Annotated in this window: 17 protein-coding genes, 1 riboswitch and 1 other annotated feature; of the genes, 9 read left to right on the forward strand and 8 right to left on the reverse strand. The window is 43.2% G+C overall.

Going from position 1 to position 21,801, the window contains the following annotated elements:
* The first annotated feature begins 59 nt into the window (after positions 1-59).
* Positions 60-1,034 carry an NAD(P)-dependent alcohol dehydrogenase gene (locus NXZ84_RS05040; RefSeq protein ID WP_258839179.1) on the forward strand — a complete coding sequence of 325 codons (975 nt, stop codon included), beginning with the start codon at positions 60-62 and terminating at the stop codon, positions 1,032-1,034.
* A 48-nt stretch (positions 1,035-1,082) separates the two neighbouring features.
* Here NXZ84_RS05040 and NXZ84_RS05045 read toward each other — a convergent pair whose 3' ends face one another.
* Positions 1,083-3,305 (reverse strand): DNA topoisomerase 3, encoded by a 2,223-nt coding sequence (locus NXZ84_RS05045; RefSeq protein WP_258839180.1) that lies wholly within the window; start codon positions 3,303-3,305, stop codon positions 1,083-1,085.
* Positions 3,306-3,488: 183 nt separating this feature from the next.
* A riboswitch (SAM riboswitch) is annotated at positions 3,489-3,602 on the forward strand.
* Positions 3,603-3,707: 105 nt separating this feature from the next.
* On the opposite strand from NXZ84_RS05045, the gene NXZ84_RS05050 reads away from it, so the two are divergent.
* The 3 genes from NXZ84_RS05050 to NXZ84_RS05060 all read left to right on the forward strand — a co-directional run bounded on the left by NXZ84_RS05050 (position 3,708) and on the right by NXZ84_RS05060 (position 8,602).
* A complete protein-coding gene (locus tag NXZ84_RS05050) occupies positions 3,708-5,039 on the forward strand; it encodes a Na+/H+ antiporter NhaC family protein (protein ID WP_258839181.1) in 1,332 nt (443 codons plus the stop codon).
* Positions 5,040-5,230: 191 nt separating this feature from the next.
* Positions 5,231-8,224, forward strand: a complete 2,994-nt coding sequence (locus NXZ84_RS05055; protein WP_258839182.1) for an AAA domain-containing protein — start codon at positions 5,231-5,233, stop codon at positions 8,222-8,224.
* Positions 8,225-8,236: 12 nt separating this feature from the next.
* Positions 8,237-8,602, forward strand: coding sequence for a hypothetical protein (locus NXZ84_RS05060; RefSeq protein WP_258839183.1), 366 nt, complete (start codon positions 8,237-8,239; stop codon positions 8,600-8,602).
* 60 nt (positions 8,603-8,662) lie between these two features.
* Here NXZ84_RS05060 and coaA read toward each other — a convergent pair whose 3' ends face one another.
* From coaA to NXZ84_RS05080, 4 genes are all read right to left on the reverse strand, one after another.
* Entirely contained in the window at positions 8,663-9,613 is a 951-nt protein-coding gene (coaA, locus tag NXZ84_RS05065; RefSeq protein WP_258839184.1) for a type I pantothenate kinase, read from the reverse strand.
* A 63-nt stretch (positions 9,614-9,676) separates the two neighbouring features.
* Positions 9,677-10,678 (reverse strand): LLM class flavin-dependent oxidoreductase, encoded by a 1,002-nt coding sequence (locus NXZ84_RS05070; protein WP_258840336.1) that lies wholly within the window; start codon positions 10,676-10,678, stop codon positions 9,677-9,679.
* Between the two features lie 235 nt (positions 10,679-10,913).
* Positions 10,914-12,494, reverse strand: coding sequence for a phosphoglycerate dehydrogenase (serA, locus tag NXZ84_RS05075; protein WP_258839185.1), 1,581 nt, complete (start codon positions 12,492-12,494; stop codon positions 10,914-10,916).
* Complete coding sequence (locus tag NXZ84_RS05080; protein ID WP_309495585.1) at positions 12,472-13,641, reverse strand: pyridoxal-phosphate-dependent aminotransferase family protein; 1,170 nt, start codon at positions 13,639-13,641, stop codon at positions 12,472-12,474. The genes serA and NXZ84_RS05080 overlap by 23 nt, the downstream gene beginning before the upstream one ends.
* An 82-nt stretch (positions 13,642-13,723) precedes the next feature.
* Positions 13,724-13,960, reverse strand: a binding site (T-box leader).
* Positions 13,961-14,170: 210 nt separating this feature from the next.
* Between NXZ84_RS05080 and NXZ84_RS05085 the strand changes: the two genes are divergently transcribed.
* Both NXZ84_RS05085 and NXZ84_RS05090 read left to right on the forward strand, forming a co-directional pair.
* Positions 14,171-16,309: an ATP-dependent helicase gene (locus NXZ84_RS05085; RefSeq protein ID WP_258840338.1), complete on the forward strand. Its 2,139-nt coding sequence runs from the start codon at positions 14,171-14,173 to the stop codon at positions 16,307-16,309.
* 26 nt (positions 16,310-16,335) lie between these two features.
* Positions 16,336-17,097, forward strand: a complete 762-nt coding sequence (locus NXZ84_RS05090; RefSeq protein WP_258839186.1) for a DUF3050 domain-containing protein — start codon at positions 16,336-16,338, stop codon at positions 17,095-17,097.
* Positions 17,098-17,154: 57 nt separating this feature from the next.
* Here the strand turns inward: NXZ84_RS05090 and NXZ84_RS05095 are convergent, their stop codons facing one another.
* Positions 17,155-18,990, reverse strand: coding sequence for a glycosyltransferase (locus NXZ84_RS05095; protein WP_258839187.1), 1,836 nt, complete (start codon positions 18,988-18,990; stop codon positions 17,155-17,157).
* 127 nt (positions 18,991-19,117) lie between these two features.
* Complete coding sequence (locus NXZ84_RS05100) at positions 19,118-19,621, reverse strand: inorganic diphosphatase (RefSeq protein ID WP_258839188.1); 504 nt, start codon at positions 19,619-19,621, stop codon at positions 19,118-19,120.
* Between the two features lie 135 nt (positions 19,622-19,756).
* On the opposite strand from NXZ84_RS05100, the gene NXZ84_RS05105 reads away from it, so the two are divergent.
* On the forward strand, positions 19,757-20,128 hold the full coding sequence (locus NXZ84_RS05105) for a rhodanese-like domain-containing protein (protein WP_258839189.1): 372 nt from the start codon (positions 19,757-19,759) through the stop codon (positions 20,126-20,128).
* A 38-nt stretch (positions 20,129-20,166) separates the two neighbouring features.
* On the opposite strand, the gene NXZ84_RS05110 is transcribed toward NXZ84_RS05105, so the two are convergent.
* The gene (locus NXZ84_RS05110) at positions 20,167-20,385 is read right to left on the reverse strand and encodes a ferredoxin (protein ID WP_258839190.1); all 219 of its coding nucleotides are present in this window, start codon (positions 20,383-20,385) and stop codon (positions 20,167-20,169) included.
* A gap of 202 nt (positions 20,386-20,587) precedes the next feature.
* Here NXZ84_RS05110 and NXZ84_RS05115 point away from each other — a divergent pair, with 202 nt between their 5' ends.
* Both NXZ84_RS05115 and NXZ84_RS05120 read left to right on the forward strand, forming a co-directional pair.
* Positions 20,588-21,166 carry a CPBP family intramembrane glutamic endopeptidase gene (locus NXZ84_RS05115; RefSeq protein WP_258839191.1) on the forward strand — a complete coding sequence of 193 codons (579 nt, stop codon included), beginning with the start codon at positions 20,588-20,590 and terminating at the stop codon, positions 21,164-21,166.
* 51 nt (positions 21,167-21,217) lie between these two features.
* Complete coding sequence (locus NXZ84_RS05120; protein WP_258839192.1) at positions 21,218-21,634, forward strand: hypothetical protein; 417 nt, start codon at positions 21,218-21,220, stop codon at positions 21,632-21,634.
* The last annotated feature ends 167 nt before the right edge of the window (positions 21,635-21,801 follow it).

Below are 21,801 nucleotides of genomic sequence, written 5' to 3' on the forward strand. Positions count from 1 at the left end.
CTTTTAGGTGTGCTAGTTTCATATATATTTAGTATTTCAGATGACAAGGAGGGTATTTTTTGAAAGCAGTTAGCATTCAAAGATATGGACCACCCGAGGTTTTGCAAGTAACTGAGGTGAAAAAACCGTCTCCACAAGAAGATGAGGTGTTGATCAAGGTACATGAAAGTATCGTTACACCTGCAGATTGTGCTTTTCGCAAAGCAGATCCTGTTATCATCCGCTTCTTTAATGGATTATGGAGGCCCAAAAATCTCGTGTTAGGAGTGGAGTTCGCGGGGATCGTTGAAGCCGTAGGCACTAAGGTGACTCAATTTAGCGTGGGTGATCGTGTATTTGGTTCGACAGCACCTAAAACAGGCGCGCATGCGGAATATGTATGTATACCCGAATCAGGAGTGGTGGTCTCTCTTCCTGCTCAAGTTAGTTTTAGTGAATCCGTTGGTATTTGCGATGGAGGGATGACTGCCTACACTTTTTTAAAAGAGGAGTGCGAAATAAAGCCAGGATATCAGGTTTTGATCAATGGGGCATCCGGTTCGGTCGGTTCGTTTGCAGTGCAACTGGCAAAAGAGATGGGAACAGAAGTGACAGGGGTATGTAGTACGGCTAATACCGAGTTAGTGAAGTCGTTCGGGGCTGACCATGTGATTGATTATACTAGTAGTGACTTTACCCAGACACCTTCAACCTATGACATCATTTTTGATGCGGTAGGGAAGAGTTCGTTTGCGCGTTGTAAGCGGGCTCTAAAACCAACAGGAGTATATCTGACAACGGTACCAACTTTATCGGGGATCATGCAGATGGTATGGACAAAAATGGTGGGGAAAAAGAAAGCGAAATTTGCCGCTACAGGCTTAAAGCAGACAAAAGAGAAATTACAATACCTTCTCCAGATGTGTGAGCAAGGAAAGATTCGGTCAATGATTGATCGTCGTTATTCATTAGAGGAAGTGGTAACAGCTCATCGGTATGTGGAGACGGGACGTAAGAAGGGGAATGTGATTCTCTCTATTTATGAAAGTAAATAAAATGAAGAGCCCTCTATTTTCTTGGGATTAAAGAGCTCTTCTCACACACTATTTGCTCTGTGTAAACTGCGGAATGATCTTTTGCTGTTTGGAATCATAAGTGAGGGCTGCGTCAAACTTCTTACCGCTCTTACTCTTAAATCCTTTAAGTACTTGGGTTGCTTCACCTACAATCATTTTTTTCACAGAGCGTTTGGAAAGTGCTTTTCCACACCATTTGAAGGGGAGCAGAAAAGAGCAGGTGCCTACCGAACAACGATACCCATTCTGCTCTTCAGTAATCTTCCCTTGCTCACAAAGCGGGCAAGCACCGAGAGAGGGGGTGTTAACACCAGCTGTCTGTGATTTCACAGGTGTGGATTTTTTCTTTGGTTTCTTCTTAACAGGGGAAGGAGCCTCTGCTATGGGAGTAAATCTCCAAGAAGACGCTTGTCTTTGTGCATGCTGAAGGAGATCGTTACATACCTTCTTCGATTGAGCGATAAAAGGTGCTGCCTCTTTTTCCCCTCTGCCAATCTGATGAAGGTATGTTTCCCAAGAAGCGGTCATCATGGGCGAAGTAATCAAGTGATCGCCAATAGCTTCGATCAGGACACGTCCTTTAGCGGTTACAAATATTTCATTTTTGTGGTTTTCGATGTAGCTTCTCTGCTGTAAGGTATCAATAATGGAAGCACGTGTTGCGGGTGTACCAATACTAAGCTCAGTCTTTTTGAAACGCTTTTTATCTTTATCTTCGATATAGTCGTATGCATTTTTCATCACATTGATCATCTGTCCGGCGGTAATACGAGGCTTAGGCTGTGTGATTTTCTCTTTGATTTCTACTTGTGTCACTCTACCCTGTTCGCCTTTATCTAGTGAAGGCAGAGCAATCTCGTCTTCATTTCCTTTCTTTTTTTCTTCTTTTTCTTCCCCTCCAAAAACAACTTTCCACCCTAGATCGACCAATTGTTTTCCCTTGGTACGAAAAAATGCGCGCTCTGAAACGACTGTAATAATCTCGGTGGTATCGTAAAGTGCATCAGGGTAATGGGCGGCGATTAACCGCTGTGCCACTAGCTCATAGATGTTTCGCTCATCAGTCCCCATTTTCGCAAGCAGTGGTACTTTTTCGGTGGGAATGATGGCATAATGATCTTCAATCTTAGATGGATTACAAAAGCGCTTATCTTGAAGTAGTGAAGTAGGTTTCTTAGGTGGCGGGACAAAATCAGGGAAAATCCGTTTTTGCTGAAACTGTTGTAAAATATCTGCGAATGAGTCGATCTCTTCAGCGGAGACAAACGCACTGTTTGTTCGAGGGTAACTAATGAGTGATTTTTCGTAAAGAGATTGTGCGATCTTCAATGTTTGCGAAGGCGGATATTTGAAACGACGATTGGCTGTCGTCTGCAAACTGTTCAGGTCGAAAAGTTTCGGTGGACGAATTACCTGTCTCTCTTTTTTTATGTCGGTGATGATAGCCTCTTGATCATGACAAAACTCTTTTACCCTTAGCGCTTGCGCTTTCTTTGCAATCCGGTCGCTATCTTCGAGAAATAGTTTACCTTCATATATTTTCTCATTCATATTAAAGGTAGCAAATACTTCGTAATAGGGGGTAGGCACATGTTGTTCAATTGCTATTTCTCGATCATAGAGTAAGCGTAACAGAGCGGTTTGCACGCGCCCGACAGAAAACACCTCTTTTCCAATCCCTGCACGCTGTAACAGTAACGTATACGTGCGGCTACCATTCATCCCAATCATCCAATCAGAGATGGCACGAGCTTGTGCTTCTTGAAAGAGAGGATAAGTCTCTTTTCCGTCTTTAAGCTGGAGGAATGCTTTTTTGATGGCGGCATCTGTTAACGACGATGTCCAGAGACGTTCGATTGGCTTGCGATTTTTCGCTAACATCAGGGGAAGGCGAGCGATCGCTTCTCCTTCTCGTGCGGGGTCGGTGGCGATAATAACACTGGTCACCTCAGGATCATTCACATATTGTTTTATCAATTGGAAGCTCTTCGCCTTACTTTTCTCCACCTTGTATTTTAGTGTTTCAGGAAGGATGGGTAGTTGTTGTAAGCTCCATCGTTTATAGACAGGGTCGATTTCGTGTGGTTCTTGCAAACGCACAATATGTCCGTAACAGGTGACAAATACAGCTCCTTGCGGGAAAGCCGTGCAAGGTTTAATACGAATGGAATCTCTGCTTTTTGTTTGAATAGGAAAGCAGGCAGCTAGTTTTCGCATCTGATCTGGTTTTTCGGTGATGACAAGTTTCATGTATGGCTCCCCTCCCGTATATATGTTCTTTTACTAGTGTACAACAAAGTAACGTTGAAGAGGAAAAGGGTTTGGTACCATGTGGGAAGCGCCCGTTTTGCTCTATGAGAATATTTTCCTTTGACAAGTATAGTCGAACGATTTACAGTAGAGAAAGCTGTTAAGAATTGAATATGACATATCTTCTTATCCAGAGAGGTGGAGGGACTGGCCCTATGAAACCTCGGCAACGGACTCTGTGCGTAGAGTGCTGTGCCAACTCCAGCAAGCGAAGTGAATTCGTTTGAGAGATGAGAAGAGGAATGCTTACATATCGTTTAGCTCATGTAAGACAACCTCTTCTTGTCGGGAAGAGGTTGTCTTTTTCTTGTGGCTATCATTTTCTAATTGAGGTGGATCATTATGAAACAATCAGAAGGTAAAGCAGTAGCACTCCTCCCCTTAGCCGTATTTTTATTACTCTTTGTGGGGGTAGGTATTGTATCAGGTGATTTTTATAAACTACCAGCGCTTGTGGCGATTGTGATCGCTTTGGCTGTAGCAGTTATGGTAAATGGGAAAGAAAAATTGGGGGATAAGATTGAACGCATAGCCACAGGGGCAGGGCATCCTGATCTCATTATGATGGTCTTTATTTTCTTATTAGCCGGTGCTTTTAGTGCGACTGCAAGTGGGATGGGAGCTGTGGAAGCAACGGTAAACTTGGCACTCACCTGGATACCCCAACATTTACTTCTAGTCGGTCTATTTGTAATTGCCGGATTCATCTCCCTTTCGATGGGCACATCGATGGGCACCATTGCTGCTCTCGCACCGATCGGTGTTGGACTTAGCGCACAGACAGAGCTTTCATTGGCACTGGTGATGGCAACTGTAGTCGGAGGGGCCATGTTTGGTGACAACCTGTCTATCATTTCCGACACGACGATTGCGGCGGTACGCACGCAACAAACTAAAATGAGTGATAAATTTAAAGCGAATTTTTGGATTGTATTGCCGGCTGCCGTATTTACAATGCTGCTTCTGTTTTTTCTCGGGGCAGGCAATACGTCCACTGTTGCTACGGGTCAATTTCATTTCATAAAGGTGTTACCTTATATTGGAGTCTTGCTGGCTGCACTATGGGGGTTAAATGTGATTGCTGTTTTGGCTGGAGGAATCCTGCTGTCAGTCTTCATCGGTTGGTGGGATGGAAGTTTTACAGTAGGCAATGTGGCACAGACGGTATCTGAAGGAATGTTGGGGATGTCTGAGTTAATCGTTCTTTCTATGCTGATCGGTGGAATGGTGGAACTCATTCGTGCCAATGGAGGATTACAATACTTACTGGATGGCATTCTTCGCCGCGTTCACTCCAGAAAAGGTGCGGAAGCAGGGATCGCCGGTATTGTCAGCCTGGCTAACGTAGCGACTGCTAATAACACGATTTCCATACTATTCGCAGGACCTGTCGCTAAAGAGATCGCTGATAGATATGATGTTGATAAGCGTAAATCTGCCAGCATCCTCGATATCTTTTCTTGTGCTGTGCAAGGTCTTCTCCCGTATGGAGCACAAATGCTTCTTGTTGCCAATACGGCAGGTGTCTCCCCTTTAACCATTCTCCCTTACGCTTTTTATCCACTCCTGATCGGCGTTTGTGGCATCCTCGCTATCATCTTTAGCCTACCACGTCTGGAGGGAAAGAAAAGAGAGAAAAAGGTGGCTTCCGCTGAGGTGGTTGTTAACCAGTAAGAGAATGTGATAGGTATAGTCAAATACGAAGAGATTCTACAACCTCGTTTCAGCATTTAGCTGGGAGGAGGTTATTTTTTTGTTATCCTTTTTTCTTTAATAGGAGGATTTTAGTGAGTTATGGAGAATTTTGTATTTAGAGAAGATGTGGGGTTATTGCGTATGTAAACAACAAAGAGGAAGTGATGCTTTTGAGAGATATAAATAATTTAATTAGTTATTGGATTAAAAGTATTGAGGATGGGGATCAACTAAACTTTGATGAGGATAGGCTGGACTTTATTGAAGTCCCGACGAATGAAATTAAAGTTGGAGAACTATTCCCCTCTTCCTTTGAAGCAGTATCTAAAAAATTTGATAAATGGAATGAAAACGTTGATGTGTTTATTTGTCCGTGTCCACAGTATAGAGAAAATCATAGTAAAAAGAAGAAAAGTTTAATTTTCCCACTTGTTATCCCAGCTAAGCTTGATGAGAGTGGTTCTTTACATCCACATAAAGAAGTGGCTCCTTTCATTCCGCGAAAATACTTAGAACCGACTGAACATTCTAGTTCAATTGGTGAAAATTATGATGCAGAAAGTTATAGGAGATTAAATCCGCATTCAGAAGAAGGAACTTGGGAAATGGTTTATAGAGATGCTCAGTCTTTAGTTAATAAAGTAGTAGGGCAGAAGGTAATAGTGGATGGGTATAGACCATTATCTCATAGTATGATTTGGTTTGGTAGGATTTCAAACATGGCGACTTATCAAATTAGGCAGTGCTATTCGGATATGAAGAAGAAGGGAGAGTATTCACCTTTGCTCCACAGACTTATAGACGCACCTGTGGGTGAGAAACAAACTTTTTTAAAAAATCATGATCAATTTAGCAGTTTACACTTTGGACAAATGACAAATCAATATTCACTAACAGACTCACAAAGGAAGGCTTTACATCACTTCTTCGCCTTAGAAGAGGGTCAACTTCTTGCTGTGAACGGTCCACCTGGGACGGGGAAAACTACCCTGCTTCAGAGTATTGTTTCATCTGCATGGATACAATCAGCATTAACTGAAGATGAGCCTCCATTAATTTTAGCTACATCAAGTAATAATAAAGCGATAGAAAATATCTTGGACAGCTTTAAGGCAGCTCTTCCTTCTGATGGAAGTCAAGAAATACTATCGAAGAGATGGATCGAGGGTTTAAGCAGCTATGGCTTATTCTGTATTGCACAAAGCAAGTATGATAAGTATGATGGTCTGCATCCTCTTTTTACTCGGAAATATAATAATCAAAGTCGAAAAATGGATATTTTAGGATATCATTCAGATTTTGAGAAAGAGAATATTGATCAAAAGGTAGACTTATATTTAAAGAATTGCTCAAGTTATCTAAATAAGAATATTGACGATTTAAATGATGCTAAAGTTGAGATATATAGAATGCTAGAGGATACATGCCAGCAGATCGTTAAAATAACAACGTTGTATACTGAGAAGAAAAAAATGGATGATAGATTGTACAATGAATATGGATCAATACATCAGTTAGGATTGTGTGTGGATAAACATACGAAAGAAGAAGAGGGAAAATATCATGCTTATCAGGAATCAAAAGAATTGTATAGTAACTGGCTTAATCATGTGAAAAAGCGTTCATTTTTTCATTCTCTCATAGGATATCTACAAAAAATAGATAATGAGATATTTTTACGAGAGAATAAAGCGAATCTCATTTCTTCTAGTAAGTCACTTAAGGATAAATATATAAGACAACTAATTCAAAGGGAAGAAATGAAATGTTTATCAGAATATGAGTCGTATCGCGAACAGAGAGTTGAGATGGTGGCTTTTAAGGAAAGGCTTCTTCTGATGAGAAGGGAGTGGAGTGATTGGAGAAATCAAAACAATATTAATGATGAGTCTGAAGCCTCAATGTTTAAAATATTAGACGAAAAGCTTCGTTTTCAAGCATTTTTATTGGCGACCCACTATTGGGAAGCACGCTGGTTGATGGATGTTAATGCAGGGTTGGATAAAAACGATTATCAAAGATGGAAAAGATACGCTAAATTGACTCCCTGTGTGGTAGCTACAATGAGTTCAGCACCTGGTTTCTTTAAAACCTCCTCTTACCCAGAAGAATATCTTTATGGCTCAATTGATTTATTAATTGTAGATGAGGCAGGACAAGTTAAACCGGAGCAAGCAGGAACTGTGTTGGCATTGGCTAAAAAAGCTGTAATAGTTGGAGATACTGAACAATTAGAGCCGATTGCAGGTGTTAATGCTCATGTTGACGAAGGAAATATAAAAAAATATGCAATACAGACATTTACTGAGATAGATTCATTTCATAAGAGTGGACTATCTGCTTCACAAGGTAATTTGATGAGATTGGCGCAGAGAATAAGTCGATTTGGGGAACATGAGGAGTTAGGAGGCATGCTCTTAAGAGAACATTATCGATGTCGTGAGGATATCATTCAGTACAGTAACGAATTATGTTATCAAGGAAGGTTGATTCCCAAGAAGAAAAATCCAGAAAAAGGAGAAGAGAAATATAGAGATATTCCTATGCTGGGTTTTGTGAATGTGGAAGGCGAAGCAGAGAAAATAGTTAGTAGTTGGCAAAACAAGCGAGAAGCAGTCTCGATTGCGTATTGGATAAACAAAAATAAAAAATTACTTACAGACTACGATTCTAATTTGGCGAATGTAATAGCTGTGGTTACACCTTATAAGCAGCAGGCGAGGTTGATCACAAGATACCTTAAATCGGAGTTTCGTATTGATAACTTAACGATTAACACAGTACATGCTCTCCAAGGCGCAGAAAAAGATATTATCATATTTTCACCTACATTTTCTGGTGAAAAATGCAAAAATCAGATTCCTTTTTACGATAAGACAAAGAACCTTCTCAACGTCGCAGTGTCGAGAGCAAAAGAATCGTTTTTAGTATTTGGTGATAAAGAAACTTTTGGTCGTTATCCCAATAGCCCATCATTTTTGTTAAATAGACGTGTAAATTCAGTTTCATCTTTTGATGATAGTGATCTGAAAGCCGTCGATCAAATTGTAAATAAAAACAAAGAAACTGTTAAGAAAGGCATAAGTAAGAGTATTCTTGTTGCTGAAACAGTAAATATCGCAGACCATGGATCAACGATTTATAATCAAAATATTAAAAGGTGAGGGGATGGGAGTATGAATAAAAATAATCCCGAGGAAAATATAGTTTTTAATGTGAATGCTGGAAATATGAACTATGCGAATCATGGTTCAATAATTCATTCTCATTCAATTAATGTGTCTCATGACAGTACCACCTTTAAAAGGCTAATTGAAGATTTGCATCAGCATGCACTTGTGATAGATAGCATTAGTGAAGATAAAAGAAAAGAGGCAATTGAAATATTGAAGTTAATAAGCGAGGGTCATCGTAGCAAAAAGTCACGTACCCGTAGGGTAATTCAGACTTTGGAAGAGTGGCAATCAGTTTTTGGAGCCGCATCAGGAATTGGAAGTATCTCTTCAGTAATATTGACCTACGTTCGACCTTTAATGGAGTGATAGATAGAGCATGACATAAAGGGAACCATTAGAAAAAACCCGCTCCTAAGCGGGCTTTTTCTATATCTTTCGTAGATGGATCTGTTCGATGGAGTGATCTCTTGCTTTTTTTAAGATGATATCACCGCGGCGGCGGGTAGGTTCAATATTTTCTTTTAGGTTGACATAGTTAATACGATTCCAGATGTCAGTGGCAATGCTTTCTGCTTCTTCATCGCTGAGGGTGGCGAAGCGATGGAAATAGGAATCGGGGTCGCTAAAGGAGGTAGCGCGTAGTTTTTTGAAGCGATCAGTATACCACGAGTGTAGATCTTCTTCTTTAGCGTCTACATAGATAGATAAGTCGAAGAAGTCGGAGACGAAAACGCTAGGTAATGAAGTGCCTTCTTCGTTTTGCGGGACTTGTAGGACGTTGATCCCCTCTACGATTACGATATCGGGTTGGTATATATACTGTTTCTTACTTTCCAGTACATCGTAGACATGGTGGGAGTAGAGGGGAACTTCTACCTCTTTTTCAATTCCTGCTTTTAATTGATCGAGACAGGCGATGAGGGCTGGGAGATTAAAGCTCTCGGGGAATCCTTTGCGTTCCATTAGTCCTTTCTCTTCTAAGACAGCGTTGGGATAGAGAAATCCATCAGTGGTGATGATCTCTACTGATGGATGGTTGGGCCACCGAGCAAGAAGTGCACGGATGATGCGGGCAGTGGTGCTTTTTCCAACTGCGACACTACCTGCAATGCCGATCATGTAAGGCACTTTGCGGGTACTTCTTGCGAAGAAATTGTCTGTAACAGCATGTAGTTGCTGGGATGCAGTTGTGTACAGATTGATAAGGCGTGTTAGAGGAAGGTAGATATTTTCTACTTCGCTTATGGACACAGATTCATTGATGCCACGCAATTCCTCTAGCTCTGATTCGGTTATAGTCATGGGCGTATGAAAGCGCAGTTCTGCCCATTCTTCTTTGGAAAAAGTTAAGTACGGTGAAAAGGATTGCTTGTCCATGCTACTCTCCTATTTAGCTCTATTCACCTTTATTCTACACCGGATAGAGAACTTGTGCTAGTTTTAAGCAATTGCTTCTGCGACTAATTGATATGAGTATATTTTTGCCTCAATATCATGGGTGATGGTAACGAGCATCAGTTCATCAGTGCTGTATTCTTCACTTAGTTGTAAGAGGCGTTCGGCTACACGGGTTTTACTTCCGACGACCATACGGGAGCGATTACGTTCTACAATCATGCGATCCATCGCTGTAAAAGGATATTTTTCCGCCTCTTCTATTGAAGGAATTCCTCTACCACCAATCATACCCTTTTCTAACATCAGGAGGGAGAGGTCGAGTGAACTGGCTAAGCGCTCGGCCTCAGCATCCGTCTCTGCACAAATGACGAAGATGGCGAGGAGAGTGTGTGGAGTTTGGTTAATTACTGTGGGACGAAAGTTCCGGACATAATTGTGGACCACTTCTGCTCCGCCCGCACCATTGATAAACTGGGCAAAGGCGTATCCTATTCCTCGCTCCGCCGCGAGACGAGCACTGCCTCCACTGGAACCCAAAAGCCACATCTGAGGAGCCGTTTCCAGCAGCGGTGTAGCCAATAGACGAGGAAAGCGGTGTTGTTCATCTGCTTGGTCATGAAGGTAAGTCATCAAGTCACTTAATTGTTCTGCATAATGATCTCGCTGATGTCGTTTTCCTTCTTGTAACGCTTTGGTTGCTAAGGGCATCCCACCAGGTGCGCGCCCAACACCCAGGTCGATACGGTTAGGATAAAGTCCTTCTAACACTTTAAAGTTCTCGGCTACTTTATAGGAGCTATAGTGGGGAAGCATCACACCACCAGATCCTATTCGCAGGCGATCGGTCGCAGCAGCCAAATGACTGATGAGTACTTCGGGACTGGAACCTGCTAAGCTAGGGGAGTAGTGGTGCTCAGATACCCAGAAGCGATGATATCCTAGTTGGTCGGCTGCTTGTGCTAAGCGACGGGTATCCATTAATGCTTCGCTTGCGTTTTTACCAGATGGAATAGGGGATTGATCTAATATACTTAGTTTCATGATGTAGTCACCTCGGGAGTTAGTCTGGTATGCGGTTCTCTTTACTCTCCCCCAGAAAGAGGGTCGTCAGACAGAAGAATAAAGGTTACACAGATTAAAGTGAGTGCTCACTTATATCGATGGTTACTTGTTTTATTATATCTAAACTTGGAATGGAGGTCAGGAGGAGTATTCAACCACAGACTGATGAGATTGTCTGTGGTTGAAAATCTACACAAATTTATTATAAAAGGGAGAGTTATAATTCAAATTGGAGAACCGATTGAATTTCATCTAATGCTTCGAGAGAGCCGATACCTTCTGGCTGGAGAGGTCGATCCATGGTTAGTAGCATAATAGCATTACCTCCACGGTCTTTGCGTCCAACTTGCATCGTAGCAATATTTATTTCTAAGTCTCCCAACAGGGAGCCTACTCGCCCGATTGCCCCAGGGCGATCGTGGTGATGGATGAGTAAGATATCTCCCTCGGGGATCAAGTCAATCGCATATCCATCTATTTGTGTACAACGTGGGCCTAGCCCATTTAGTAAAGTGCCTGCGATCGTGCGATGGTGGTGTTCGCTCTCAATAGAAACCGTAAGTTGATTGGTAAAGCCATGTTGTTTTGATGAACGCTGTTCGGTAATGATAATGCCACGCTGTTCAGCGATGTAAGGAGCGTTTACGTTGTTGATTCCACTTAAGTGTGGAGAAAGTGCTCCTTTTAGCGCGAGTCGGGTGAGATAGGATGTATCCCACTCAGCTAGCTCGCCTGCATAAGAGAGTGTGATGCGAGCGGGTGCGCCAATGCAGGTTAGTGCTGCTAATTTGCCCATCTTTTCAGCTAATTGTTGGTACGGTCGAATCTTTTCCCGCACTTCAGGAGGGAGGGAGGGTAAGTTGACGGCATTACGAAATGGCTGATCGCGCAAGATATGGATGAGCTCTCGGCAAACATCAATGGCTACACTTTCTTGTGCTTCTGTGGTAGAAGCCCCGAGATGAGGGGTAGCGATCACTTGTGGATAGTGAAAAAGAGGGTGCCTTCCCGGAGGCTCAACCTCGTATACATCGAGAGCGACCCCTGCCACTTTTCCGCTGGCGAGGGCCTCTTCCAATGCGTTTTCATCCACGATTCCTCCACGAGCACAGTTGATAATGCGTACCCCTTCCTTCATCTGAGCTAACGCTTCCCGGTTGATTAAATGATGGGTAGCTTTGGTTAATGGGGTATGAACCGTAATAAAATCTGCCTGTTGAATCACATCAGTAAAGGAGAGTTTGTTTATATTTAACTTGCGTGCTCGCTCTGTCGTTAGATAAGGGTCAAAGGCGATAACGTCCATTTGAAAAGCAAGTGCACGCTTGGCTAATTCGGAACCGACCCGACCCATTCCGATAATACCGAGCACTTTTCCCCTGCATTCGGTACCGAGGAAGCGTTTTCGTTCCCACATGCCTGCTTGAGTGAAGGCATGTGCCTGTGGGATGTTGCGTGCTAGCGAGATTAAAAGAGCAAAGGCGTGTTCAGCGGTTGAAATGGTGTTACCATCTGGTGCGTTTAAGACGATAACTCCATGTTCAGTAGCAGCCTGTACGTCAATATTATCTACCCCGACTCCAGCACGTCCGATAGCTTTAAGACGAGGAGCAGCATCCAAAATCTTTGCAGTTACTTGTGTCTGGCTCCGTACCAGTAAGGCATCGGCTGTTTGGATGGCTGTATACAATTCAGCTGTTGTCGGATTTATTTTCTGAATCACTTCAATATCAGATTCCGCCTCAAGTTGGGCTAAACCGAGAGTGCTTAGAGGGTCAGTGACGAGTACTTGAAACATGAGTAAATACCTCCTCAGCTGCTTGCACGGCTACTCCGTACAGCGGCTCTGTAGTTAAGCGAGAAAGTGCCATTTCAATGCCACTAAGAACAGGAAATAGATCCATTGGATCGCAGTAGCCCATATGACCAATCCTGAATATTTCTCCTTTTAAATCTTTTTGGCCACCTGCTATGAGAATGCCGCGTGCTTGTAGGAAAGAACGTATCTCATCAGCGCTCGCATCGATGCGGCCACGCACAGCAGTAACTGTGGGAGAAGAGTAGAGATCATCCGTCAATAAAGGGAGTGCGAGAGCTTCGATCCCGCGACGGGTCATCTCTTTCATCAGATGGTGACGCTGTATAATATGCGAAAACCCCTCGTCTTCCATCAGTTTTAAGGCAGCATCAAGAGCGAACAAGAGCGAGACAGCAGGAGTATAGGGTGTGTTTCCTTGCTTGATTTCTTTATGATAAGTGGATAAATCTAAATAAAAAGAAGGAGTAGATATGTTTTGCATTCGTGCTTGAGCGCGTTTACTCGCAGCGATGAAAGCGAGACCAGGAGGGAGCATCAGCGCTTTTTGGGATCCGGTTACCATGAGGTCGACACCCCACGCATCCATTTGGCACTCTACCGCTCCGATGCAACTAACACCATCGATAATAACGAGCGCGTCACTTTCTTGTTGCACGACCGTTGCCAGCTCTTGAATAGGGTTAAGGATGCCAGTGGAGGTTTCACAATACGTGAGAAAGACTGCGCTTATGTGTGGGTGTTGCTTTAAAAAGTGTGTCAGAATCTCAGGTGTGCAGGCAGTCCCCCAGGGAAGGTCAAGACGATGAGTTTTCATACGATATTTTGTTAAGATCTGTGCAAAGCGATCACCAAAGGCACCTGTAACGACAACAACCGCCTCTTCTGTTGCAGGGTCTAAACTGGATATGGCCGCAGCCTCTAGTGCAGAGGTTCCGCTCCCGCTTATGATCATCACCTCTTCTTCAGTGCCAAAATACGGCCGCAGCCGCAGGCTCACATCTTGAACAAGCTGACGGCAAGTAGGGCTGCGATGCCCAATCATCGGCTGGATCAGTGCTTGTTGAACCCGAGGAGGAAGAGGAGTAGGTCCGGGAATGCGTAAATTCCATTTGTCTGGGATAATCATGGTAAAGCTCCTCCTTATAATCATCGATATAGTTGAAGGTAGAAAAAAAGGTCCCTCGTCCCTCACACGCATATAGATGCATGTGAGGGACGAGAGACCTCGTGGTGCCACCCTCTTTTGTCACCAAACGGTGACCTCTGTAAAGCGCTTATGATGCGCTTCTTGATGATAACGGGTCATCCGGATCTGCCTACGGGAAGAATCCTTTTAGCAGGTCGACTCTGGAGTGCTACATCATCATCTCTGACCACCGGTTCGCAGCTACCACCGGTTCTCTGAGGGTTCAGCGGGGGATGATTTTCTCCATCATGGTCGATAGTGTATGTACTATTATCACCTAATTAAGATGATTATAACTCGTTGTTATTTTAACACTTTATCATGGAGAGAAGATAACGTCAATTCACACTTATTCTTTTTTTAAGGGCGGAGTGATTGGTTGCAATTCTGTTACAACTGCCGTTGATACACTATTTCTATGATATGATTGGTCTAGCGATTTTAAAGAAGAGAGGTAAGAGAGTTGATAGTGGAAACAGCGGCAGCCACAAGTGCACATTTCAAATCGTTAAATGAAAGCCAGCACAGAGCAGTTTCCTCTCCAATTGGGCCAGTAGCGGTCTTTGCGGGACCGGGAAGTGGAAAGACAACTGTGCTGACAAGGCGGGTAGAATACCTTATCGCACAGGGGATCACGCCAGAGAAGATGATGGTGGTCACCTTTACGAAAGCGGCGGCGACGGAAATGAAAGAGAGATTGCGACCACTGATCGGGCAGCAGGTACATCATCTTATGATCGGTACGTTTCACTCTATCTATCTTAAGATTTTTCGCCAGTTGGGTGTGCCCGTTCCCACTATTGTAGGGGAAGATCGACAGCGGAAGTGGGTGAGAGAATCTTTGATAGAAGCCGATCTCCCTGCGGAAGATGATGAGGTAATGACGCTGGTGCAGCGCATAGGATTGTGTAAAAGTCAGCGTATCTACCCGGCTTCTTTGCAAGTAAAGAAAGAGGAGAATGTTCGCTTAAAGCAACTTTATCAGGCTTATGAGGCACGGAAAAAAGAAGAACATGCGTGGGATTTTGATGATATCTTGATTGCTTTTTTGTCCATGCAAGAGAGTGGACGTTATTCGATGCCGTCCTTCGAAGCGATTTTGGTAGACGAATTTCAAGATGTAAACCGTGTCCAATTTGAAGCACTCTGCTGTCTGGCTTCAGAGCATCAGCATTTATTTGTTGTAGGAGATGATGATCAGTCGATATATGGATTTCGTGGCAGCGATCCGAAATGGATGTTGGAATTGGAGCGGTCTTTTCCTGGCTGTGAAAAGATTATATTGACGAAAAATTACCGGAGTACGGATTCTATTATCGAGCTTAGTCAAAAATTGATCCAACATAATAAACTTAGACAGGTGAAAAAGATCAGTGGGACAAAGCGGACAGGCTCTGCTCCCTGCTGGATAACTCCCTCCGATGAAGAAGAAGAGGCGGATCAGTTGCTCACACGCATACAGGATGGAGTAGAGACGGCAATATTGTATCGAAGTGGGACTCAGGCGCGTGCACTGATTGACGCTTTGGTACAACAAGAGGTGCCGTTTCAGGTTTCCAGTGGTGATGCATGGTTTTATCATCAATGGCAAGTGCGTGACTTACTCGCTTATCTCCAGTTGGCGCAGGACGGGAGTAATAGAGATGCGCTTCTTCGGATTATAAATAAACCAAAGCGTTATCTCAATGGAGATGAGTGGCTACATATGGCTGAGAGGAATGCGCTGAGACAAGGGTGTTCTTTGTTAGAGGCGTTGCCGACGCTGGAGGGATTAAAAGTATATCAGCGTAAAGCGATGCAAACACTGCTACAGCAGATGAATCGTTTGCGACTTACGCGTACGGCAGCGGAGGCGATTACGTTTATTCGTGAAGAGATCGGTTACGACCGATTTATCCGTGACTTTGCAAAGCACGCGAGCCAAGATACATTGGGCTTGTTGGAACCGGTCGAAGAGTTATCGTTAGCAGCAAAGCGTTTTCCTTCTGGACGAGCATTATTGGTACATGTGGAAAAAGTAAAGCTGGCTGTTCGGCGTCCGCGTGGGGAGCCAGCTGTCCATCTAATGACATTTCATAAAGCAAAGGGGTTAGAGTTTGAGCGTGTGTTTCTAATCGGTCTACATGCTATGACAATTCCACACCGCAAAAGTTTAGAGGTACCTGAAGGAAGAAAAAGAGGCGCCTGGGAAGAAGAGCGTCGTCTTTTATATGTGGGGATGACAAGGGCGAAATCGGAGTTGGTTTTTTCGATAAGTCGCTCTCGGCAAGGTAAACGGGTGGCACCTTCTCCCTTTATGAAAGAGTTGGGTTGGATAGATCCTGATTGTTTCCAACCTCAAGATGATCCACTGCTCGATCGTGAACGAGCGAAACGGCGATTCACTACAAAGAAACGCCGTGAGGAAAAGCCCCAGCAACAATTTGCGCATGAGGAGATCAGTGTGGGTTCGTCTCTTCATCATTCACAGTGGGGTAAAGGCCATGTAGTGGAAATCGAGTACTTGGAGGGGTTAACAGCAGGACGAAAGATGGTTGTTCATTTTACTGCAGGGAAAAAAAGCATTCACTATGAGTTGTCGCGACAATTAGGCTTAATTGTTATTTAGAAGAGACCACTGGAGGATTAGCCCATATGGATTCCATTCGATTACAGCACATTCAAACAGAGCGGGAGCGTCTACTAGAGCACCCCGTTTATCATGCTATGACCAATCCGGAGCGAGTAAAAATATTTATGAAGTATCACGTATTTGCAGTGTGGGATTTTATGACTTTGTTAAAGCGTTTGCAGCAAGAATTCACTTGTACAAGCACTCCTTGGTTTCCGGTTGCGGAACCGGCGTATGCACGGTTTATTAACGAGATCGTGTTGGAAGAGGAGACGGATGAGGATGGTGAGGGAGGGTATATTAGTCATTTTGAATTATATCTACGTGCTATGAAAGAAGCAGGAGCAGATACAAAACCGATTACTACTTTTTTGGAGAGCTTGCGGACAGGACAGAAGGTAGAAGAGGCGAGTGCTATTCTTCCTGACACGGTAAAGTCTTTCGTTAGGCATAATGTCTCTTTGGCGGACGAAGGCAAGCCCCATGAGGTGGCGGCTGCGTTCTTTTTTGGACGGGAGGGATTAATTCCGGATATGTTTACGAACCTGGTTGAGGGAATGAGAAAAAGTGGTCTTTCTGCGAAGTGGCTTCCGTATTACTTAGAACGCCATATTGAATTAGATCAAGATGACCATGGTCCCTTGGCGGAAAAACTGCTTACCTCTTTATGCGAAGGGGATAGAAAACGGAGTCAAGAGGCTGAAGCGATCGCACTAGAATCGTTAACGATGCGGATCTCTCTTTGGGATGGTGTATTGGAAGAGATTGAGGCTAATCAGGTATAAGCTCATGGAAGACAAACAAAAGCGATGGCAACAGTGCCATCGCTTTTGTTTCGCTCTTCAGTTTCCTGTTGGGGGAGTAAATGGATTGGAATTAAGACTGGCGGCGCTCAGTAGATGTTCGTATGCCTTTTTATTGTGTTGAATATTGGGGTGATTAGGGTTGTACTCGTAGGCACGATCAATATGATATTTGGCTTTTGCGCGGTTACCGAGGCGATCGTAACAGATAAATAGTTTAAGGTGTGGATACCATGTCCACAGATCTTGTTCTACATTGCCATAACTGTTTTCGGGCATCTGTAGTTGAAAGACTTGTTCAAACCAAAAGGTTGCTTCATGATATTGTTCATCATCCATAAAGTAGCTGCCAACACGACAACAAGCCTCTGCTTGTGGAAGGTCGTATTTAAACGTTTTTAGAGCGTACATTAAAGCAGTCTCTCGTTCATACATGCGGTAATAGCAAACAGCTGTCGCGAGGCAGGCATAGATATATCCTTCCTTCCAACCGTTCTCATCGTGTAAAAACTGCTGATAAACCTGGGTAGCATCTTCAAAGAAGCCGTTGTTCACTAATTCTTTTCCATAGTGATACTGATCAACGGGAGTAAAGGTACTGCCCCGCTCAATATGCTTGCGATAAATATCGAGGTTTCGTCTAGGCGTTGTTTGTTCCTTATGGTGGTGAATGGCGATATTGCTGTGATACGTATTGCCAAAAATATCGAGATATTCGTGTACAAAACCGATCCATTTAAAGTTACAAGCACGGCGAACCAGACGATTGCGGCGCTGACTGGTAGCGATGTTACCATGTTGGTCAAAGGATGTGTGGTATGCCATGCTGACAACGTCGATATGAGGAGCGAGTGACGATTTTATTTTTTTTAACTCTGCATGATGTTCACTAGGCAAAACATCGTCTGCATCCAACCACAAGATGAAGTCTTTGCTCGCTAAACTAAAGGCGAAATTACGGGCGGCGGAAAAGTCATCAATCCAGGTGAAGTCATATACTTGCTCGCTAAATTGAGCGGCAATCTCTTTGGTGCGATCGCTAGATCCAGTATCAACAATGATCCATTCATCGACGATTCCTTCAACGGAGCGCAAACACCGTTCCAATACTTCTTCCTCATTTTTGACGATCATACAGAGACTAATGCTCATGTTAGCGTGTGTAAAGGGAGAGAGGCTGGCATGCGCTTCTGATTTGCGTTGATATAAACGGGGAATATCCTCCGTCTGTAAAAGGGGAAAGGCAGGAAGATGTGTATCCATGTGCAGGTGAAACCCTTGTTTTAAGGCGTTTTGACAAAAGAGATCGTCTTCATTGATAGATGAACGGGTTTGGTCAGTAAATGTTACTCCCTTCTCCCACACAGAACGGTGGAAGAGAAAACAGCTCCTTACTCTCTCTACTGTCGTTATTCGACCGGGTTTTTGAAGTGAGGCAGGAATGATATTGCTGTTTAGCGTAATGGAGTTTCCTTCGATTACTTGGGGTTGTTCAATAGAAGGTGCAACAATCTCCTTTTTTGTTTCAAGAAGTTGGTGTAAAGTTTGAGGATGAAGGATAATGTGGGGTGAAAGTAAAAGTATGTAGTCGTAGTTCTCCTCAGCAGCATAACGGAGGATGAGATCTTTTATCTCTCCCATTTTTAAAGTAGGTGATTGGGGGTCTGGGCTTGGTCTTAAGATGTGCACATCTTCGATACGGGAGCGAAAGTCAAAAAGCAATTCACGTGAATCAATTTGAAGATTGAGATCAATCAACAGATAATGAACGATGAGGTTCGATTTATCTAGTGCGATTTGATTCACAATATATTCACGCAAGAGAGCAGGCGACTGCTGAATGGGGCTTGCAATTAAGATACGTGTGTCATTCATGTTGGCTTCTTCCTTTCACTACACAGAGGTTCTTTTCGATTATATGTAGGTGTGTAAAAGGAATATGAGGTAAAAAAGAAAAGACCTTGTGCCTCACGGTGCACAAGATCTTTTCGCTTAGTTGTGATTAAGAGGGATTGTTCTCTTGATAGCGCTTGACGCTTGCTTCATAGAGTGAAGCGGCTACATCACTATCTTCCCAACCCTCAATAATGGTTTGTTTGTTTTCTAAATCTTTATATACGGTGAAGAAATGCTCGATTTCCTTTAAAATATGAGGGGCTACATCCTGAAGAGAATGAACGCCCTGCCAACGAGGATCATCTACAGGAACAGCGAGTAATTTTTCATCTTTTCCTTTGTCGTCGGACATCATGAGGACACCGATGACACGACTTGAGATGACGCACCCAGGGAAAGTTGGAAAGCTGGTTAATACTAATACATCAAGCTCATCACCATCTTCAGCGAGCGTGTGATGGAGGTGACCATATTCAGTTGGATAATGCATGGGGGAATATAAGACACGATCTAAACGGAACGCACCGATTTCACTGTCGTATTCGTATTTGTTTTGACTCCCAGTAGGGATTTCGATGATCGCATCTACGATCAATTCATTTTTTGCCAAGGCGACAAACCTCCTCAATTATTATGACACACCCTATGTATGTAAGGATGAACTAACTTTATTGTAGTCGCTAAGAGCGGAAGAATCAATTCTTTGTTATGTCACAAGGTCTGACTTTTGCTATGAAGAAAGAACATGGTACAATGCAGACAAGAAAGAGGTACGAAAGGAGAACATATGGAAGAGATTTCTGCACGCGCTTTTGCGCAAAGATATAGGGAAGACCAATGGAGAGGAGTGCAGCTGATCGATGTGCGGGAGCTGCATGAGTGGGAGGCTTATCACTTACCAGAAGCAGACCTCATTCCACTACAAACCTTGCCGCAAGAAAGTGGACGCCTGCAGCGAGAGGAACCCGTGTACCTCTTGTGCGCTCATGGAGTCAGAAGTGAATATGCAGCTCGTTATTTAAAGGGAATGGGCTTTTCTAAAGTAATTAATGTAGAAGGTGGTTTAAGTAAAGTGCTTGTTTTTCTAGAAAATCCCAATTATACAGAAAAAAGATGAGCAGCTCTATAAGAGCGGCTCATCTGCATGATACCAACTTAGTCTTCATCATCCACTACTTTAATGGAATCGGTGGGACAACCTTCCTGGGCATCGCGAACTTCTTCATGAAGATCTTCTTCAATAATTGCGGTCCCTGTATTATTGTCAAGAATCACATAAGCGATTCCATCTTCGTCGTAATCGTATACATCAGGCGCAGCAGCTCCACAAGCTCCGCACGCAATGCATGTATCTTTATCGACCCATGTACGCATCGGCTTAGTCTCCTCCCATTTATACAGTAAGAGAGAATGTATTCCCAATCCCCACTTTTATTGTAGAATGACCCATCATGAAATGCAAGGAATACATCACTATTTTGACCGCTGATCTTATTTTCATGACTGGGAATCATTATATAACGCCCGTTTGAATCAATATTATAGAAATAATTATAAAGAGTAGAGGTTGCACATGATGAACTTGGATAGAGAACAATTATGGGAGATGCGTCCACAATTATTGCTGAGTGTCTGGTTTACGCAGGGGATAATCTTACTTACTGCTATTATTTTCTTAATCATTCAAGGGCGACTCGAGTGGAAGCTTATCTTTGACAAAGATGATCTTAACTGGATTATCATCGGGATCGGCGTTGGCTTACTGATTGTGATAGTAGATGTGGTGATGGATCGTTTTTTACCAGCTCGCTGGTTGGATGATGGGGGAATAAATGAAGCTTTGTTTTGGGGACGATCTATTCCCTTGATTGCCCTGATCGCCTTCGTAGTATCGATAGCTGAGGAACTTCTTTTTCGTGGTGTGTTACAACACTGGCTAGGTGTTGTGGGTGCGAGTTGTCTGTTTGTGTTGATACACGTTCGATATTTAAGAAGGTGGGTGCTGATGCTCACCATATTTTGTATCAGTTTGACGTTTGGTTGGATGGTGGAGTGGAAAGGAACACTTGCTCCTGCAATCGCGGCCCACTTTGTCGTTGATTTTGTATTGGGAGTGTTATTGAGTAAGGGCATCCTACCAGTGAAAAAGAAGTGATAGTTTTACTCCCTCCTGTATAAAATGAGAGGAGAGGGAGGGAGATAGAAAATGTTTTATTACACCTTGGGAGGGGTTACTTCACTCATCATGATTGTCGTGGTTACTTGGGTTTATCCTGATGAGTATGCCTTCGAAGGAGTGTGGACCTACTTTTCTATCGCTTATCTCTTTACGTGGCTCTGTTTGCTCTTCAGTCTTTTTTTGGCTATACGTTGCTTAGTTAAAGCAAGTCACTGGTTATTGGAACTTCCATTTTCTATACGTGCTTTTGCTAGATGGAAGTATATTTTTCCAATGTTCATTTGTATGGGTAGCCTCCTGATCTCCTACATCTATTTTCCTCATTGGACACTTATATTAGGTTCGCTTTTTACTATACGAGAAGGATGGCACAGTCTACGGAAGAGGCGAGCGGGCTTGAAGGTAGGAGAGGGAAAGAAAGTTCGTTCCCTTGACGAAATGTAAGGAAATTAGTATAATATGATGGCATAAACTATACATATTCATGTCTTTCTATTCGCATTTTCATAGGAATCCGAGATCATCCATTGTGTGCTCGAGGGTTCTTTTTTGTCTATTGATTGGTCAGGTTACTGATGCAATCAAGCAAAAAATAATGTATGCTAAAGGAA

It is taken from the genome of Mechercharimyces sp. CAU 1602 (assembly GCF_024753565.1).
Lineage (GTDB): Bacteria > Bacillota > Bacilli > Thermoactinomycetales > JANTPT01 > Mechercharimyces.